Annotated in this window: 3 protein-coding genes; all 3 read left to right on the plus strand. The window is 50.3% G+C overall.

Annotation, left to right across the window (positions count from 1 at the left end; genetic code table 11):
• The first annotated feature begins 1,045 nt into the window (after window positions 1-1,045).
• Window positions 1,046-1,444 (plus strand): BT0820 family HAD-type phosphatase, encoded by a 399-nt coding sequence (locus tag NC99_RS07415; protein ID WP_053181661.1) that lies wholly within the window; start codon window positions 1,046-1,048, stop codon window positions 1,442-1,444.
• Window positions 1,445-1,525: 81 nt separating this feature from the next.
• Entirely contained in the window at window positions 1,526-2,317 is a 792-nt protein-coding gene (locus NC99_RS07420; protein WP_082326360.1) for a polysaccharide biosynthesis/export family protein, read from the plus strand.
• 75 nt (window positions 2,318-2,392) lie between these two features.
• A complete protein-coding gene (locus NC99_RS07425) occupies window positions 2,393-4,747 on the plus strand; it encodes a GumC family protein (protein WP_053181667.1) in 2,355 nt (784 codons plus the stop codon).
• Window positions 4,748-5,075 lie beyond the last annotated feature (328 nt).

Here is a 5,075-nt window from a genome sequence, read left to right on the forward strand (position 1 = left end):
AGCACGACTGATCAGCAATATTGTCCGCTCCATTTCGGTGGTGCCCGATGCCATCACCCGTTCGTTGTTTTATCGATAATGAAGTCACAGCAAGATCAACATCAAGCATTGGTGGAAGCTATTCCGTCTTCATCAAATAAGGTGAACAAGCTTTTGTCTCTTCCTTAATCGTTGGCTACTGAGGTTTAAATGGAAAAAACCAAGGTTTCAAATGCAAGCATAAAAGGGTTTCACGCCACGCCCGATGAAGGCCAACGGCGATCGCCAGGATTAAAATCGCCACAACGGTTTCCGCAAAATACAGAACCTACCGCAAAGAATCCTGGAATGGTCAAAAAGCGTTCGTGCCGATCCAAGCATTCGCATCCATTTTCGACCTCATTCCAGCGAAACTTTTCCACTCCATTTTTTCACAATTTTCTTCGGAGAACGAAAAAAATGACGTTTTTTCTGATCTTATGTTTTCTAGAGGGTCTATTTAAGGCTCTTTTTTAGGCCTCAAAAAGAGGGCAAAAGTATCGTTCGTATGAGATACAAGCACTTTTAGGCCCCAAAAAGTGCAGTTCATGAAATTTTTTAAAAAATTCTAGGCTCGCAGGTCGGATTTTCTATTTTTGCCATTTGAGAAGGAGACCGGATTATGCCGGTAATTTTTTGGTCCCAACGGCATCCGGGAAAACTCAGAAAATGGGACTGAGGAGGCGAAGCTGTGCCAGCCCTATAAAATCTGGTGCTGCTTCATGAATCCGGAGTCCTTCACTCAAGCCAGCACAAAGTCCACATTAGCAAGCAAATCTGACAAATTCAACCTTCCACCCTCTCACCATCGTGTGCCAAGCACCCCACCCGACAAGCATGCCAGCTGTAACGCAAGAATGGGTGACCTTTGAACACAGGCAAGACGACCGGAGGATGGACAGCAAAAACGAAAGGACTCAGACGCAACAAGCAGGCTTGGGCAAGCCCCGAAAAGGAAAAACAGGATGCCGGGTGTCCGGCACCAATCATGTCATAAATAAGCCAGATTAAAATAATACATACCCATATGATTAAGCCACTGACCATCGCTGTTGATTTTGACGGCACCATTGTAGAGCATAAATTTCCGGCGATTGGAAATGAACTTCCGTTTGCGACGCACACCTTAAAAACCTTGCAGGAAAAAGGCCATCGCCTGATTCTCTGGACCTATCGCTGCGGGCAGCAGCTCGACGACGCAGTAAACTTCTGCAAGGAACGCGGCCTCGAGTTTTACGCCATCAACAAAAACTACCCAGAGGAGAAAATGAACGACCAAATCAGCCGGAAGATCCTGGCCGATCTGTATATCGACGACCGTAACATCGGCGGCATGCCATCGTGGACCGAAATCTATCAGCTTATTCATCCCGAAGCCGCTCCCAAAGACCAGCCTTCCGGATCAAAATGGAAATGGTGGAAGTAGCTTTTAAGGGTCTGGTAAAAATGAATATCTTTACCCTTCGTTAAAATCAGCATCAAAACATATCATCTAAATAAACAACCCATGAATAACCGTCGTTTGAGCATACTTATCAGCTTTGTGTTGATGCTCGCCCTGTTCTCCTGCCGCAACAGTCAGGAACTCGTGTACATGCAGGATACTTACCACGAAGAAGTCCTGCAAGCCTTGCCCGACTCGGTGACCGAATACCAGGTCAAACCCGGCGATATCCTCTATGTGAGTATCAAGTCAATGAATGCCGAGGTAAACGCCTTATTTAACCCCGAAGCCGGCATGAGCACCCAGAGCTACAATTCGTTTCAGAAGTTTACCACGCCACAGGGTGCCTACCTGTATGGCTTTGAGGTGGACCGGAACGGTAACCTGCGCCTGCCCATTCTGGGGCTGATACCGGTAGCCGGAAACCCACAGTCGAAAATTGAAGCCATTGTACAGGCCCAGGCCGACAAATACATGAAAGATGCCATCGTGAAAGTCAAGCTGCTGAATTATATGGTGACCGTGCTGGGCGAAGTAAAAAACCCCGGCGTATATTATAACTACAACAACGACTTTACCCTGCTCAGTGCCCTGGGCATGGCCAACGGCAACACCGATTTTGCCGACATTCACAAGATTACCATCATCCGCCCCATGGAAAACGGCAAGAAAGTGATTAAGCTCGATTTATCCAATAAAGAATCCTGGATGTCGGAGGCCTTTTACCTCTACCCCAACGATTACGTGTTTGTGGAACCCGATCAATACAAAAACTTTCAGCTAAACAGCCAGGCTTATTCGTTGATCTTCTCTTCGTTTAGCATTTTGCTGGCCGTGTTCGGATTTTTGCTTTAAAAAAAACCAAGTCCAATCAACAGCGTCACCAATAAGTACAATCATAAAGAAACAATCCCATCAACCCGATAAATCATGAAGATTGATATCAACGACCTGCTCCAGGTACAAGACGAAGAAAAGGTCATCAACTACAAGCGCCTGTTTTTTCTGCTCCTGCAAAACTGGTACTGGCTGGTCGGGCTCACCTTTCTGGGTGCTGCCGGCGGCTATCTGTTCGGCCAGTTCACGCCCCAGACCTACAAGATCGACTCCAGCATCATCGTTCCCGAAGACAAGAACGCCCTGAACCTGGGCAGCCTGTTTGAAAATGACATGCCCGGCCTCGGCAAGGTGACCATCAACAATGAGATTGAACTGTTGAAATCGTACACCCTGAATCACCGGGTGGTGGATAACCTGAACTGGCGTACGGCTTGGTACGAAGACGATTTTCTGATCTGGAAGGGCCTGTATTCCAAAGAACCTTTCCTGGTGCAGGAAACCGATACCGGAGTCAATGCCGAGGGGGTCTACCTAAGGCTGACTCCGAAAGAGAACAACCAATACCGCATTGAAGCCGATGGTACCGGCCTGGTCAACAACGAGGAGGTAGATATCAGCTTCTCGGAAACACTGACCTTGGGCGAACCGTTCCAAAATGAGTTTTTCAACTTCACCCTTCACCCCAAAGAAGGAGCTGAAAAGCTTGAAGACCGCGAATTCCGCTTCGTCTTTCAAAACATCAACAAGCAAACCTTCAACTACCTGAAACAAATCCAGGTAGTGCAAACCGATAAGCAGGGCGAAGTGATCCGCCTGAGCCTGGAAGGCGCGGAGCCCCTGCGCAACATCCATTACCTGAACGAGCTGATCCGGGTGTACCTCGACCTGAAACTCGAGCTGCAAACGCAAACCCAGAAACGCTCGCTCGAATTTATCGACAAACAGCTGTCCGGCATTTCCGACTCGCTGAACGTTGCCGGAACCACCTTCACCGAGTTCCGCTCGCGCAACCAGATCATCGACCTGAGTGCGCAGGGCACCCTGGTGATGGAACAGTTGAGTGAGATTGAACGTCAGAAATCGCAGCAGCAAATTCAGCTCGAATATTTCCGCAACCTGCTCACCTATTTGGAGAAGGACGAAAACATCAACCAGATCTCAACCCCATCGGTGGTGGGTATTCAAGACCCCTCGCTGAATGCCCTGGTGCTTCGGCTGGGCGAACTGTACAGCCGCCGCGAAGTGTTGTCGTTCAGCGCCTACGAAAACAACCCCACGCTGGTGCTGCTGAACAAGGAAATTGCCCAGGTCAATGAGCAGCTGCGCGAAAACCTGCTGAACCTGATCGACAACGCGCAGATCAGCATTCGCAGTCTCGATGCCCGCCAGACCCGCATCAACAGCGACCTGAACAACCTGCCGGGACAGGAACAGCAGATGATCAACATCCAGCGAAAATACCAGCTGACCAGCGAAATTTATACCTTCCTGTTACAGAAACGGGCGGAAATTGAAATCGCCCTGGCGGCAGCGGTCGTCGACATCCAGATCATCGACCCGGCACGCATGGAGCGCATCGTACCCACGGGACGCGGCAACCTGATCCTGCTCATCTTCGGTGCCTTCCTGGGCTTGGCCTTGCCGGTGATCGTCATTCTGCTGGCCGACCAGCTCAACAGCAAGATCCACTTACAGGAAGATGTGGAACGACTCACCAAACTCACCATCATTGGCAATGTACTGCACAGCCGCAACAAGAGCGAGTTGGTGGTGATCGATCATCCCACAGCCCCCATCTCCGAGTCGTACCGGACCATCCGCACCAACCTGCAGTACAAGTTTAGCGAGCCGGGACAAAAGGTCATCGGTATTCACTCCATCAGCCCGGGCGAAGGAAAGACCTTCAACTCCACCAACCTGGCCTCCATCCTGGCCATGAACGAGAAAAAGACGCTGTTGATCGGGGCCGATATGCGGAAGCCTCGCCTGCACCAACTGTTTAACCTCAACAACAACAACGGCTTAAGCAACTACCTGGTGGGGCAATCCAATACGAACGACATCACCCAGCCCAGCCTGATCGACAACCTGTGGGTGATCCCTTCGGGCCCCATCCCGCCCAACCCCGCGGAGCTGCTGGAACGTCCGCGGATGCAGGAACTCATGGACTGGGCGAAAAAGGAATTCGACTACATCATTTTCGATAACGCGCCGGTATCCATGGTCACCGACGGACTGATCACCTGCCGCTATACGGACCTGAACCTGTTCATCCTGCGCTATGGGGTGAGCAACAAAGACCAGCTGAAGTTCATCAACGAAATCACCGGCAAAGGGGTCATGCCCAACGCCGCTTTGGTCATCAACGACATTAAGCTCGATGGCTACGGGTACAGCTACTCCTATAAATATGCCTACGGAAAAGGATATTACGCGGAGAAGTAGGGGAAGTGGACAGTGAGCAGTAAACAGCCTGCCCCGATACCTCGTGGGTCGCAGTAGGCAGAAAGCCGCTAGCTGCCAGTAGCAAGATTTAAACGCCAAGACGCGGAGAGGTTTCGAGTTTAAAGTTTCGAGTTTAAAGTTTAAAGTTTCGAGTTTCCAACCACCAGCAGAGGAGCAATTGAAAACCGCAACGAATAAACCCTGAAAGGGTTAAATATCAATAGCCCGGGGCAGAGCAATCCGGTTACTGACGGAAAGCGAAACCCCGGGATAGTCAGCATCCGGTTCCTCCCCGGCCGCGAACCATCGCCTGCAAAACGCACCACCG

Origin of the sequence: Sunxiuqinia dokdonensis (genome assembly GCF_001270965.1) — a bacterium.
GTDB classification, from domain to species: Bacteria; Bacteroidota; Bacteroidia; order Bacteroidales; family Prolixibacteraceae; genus Sunxiuqinia; species Sunxiuqinia dokdonensis.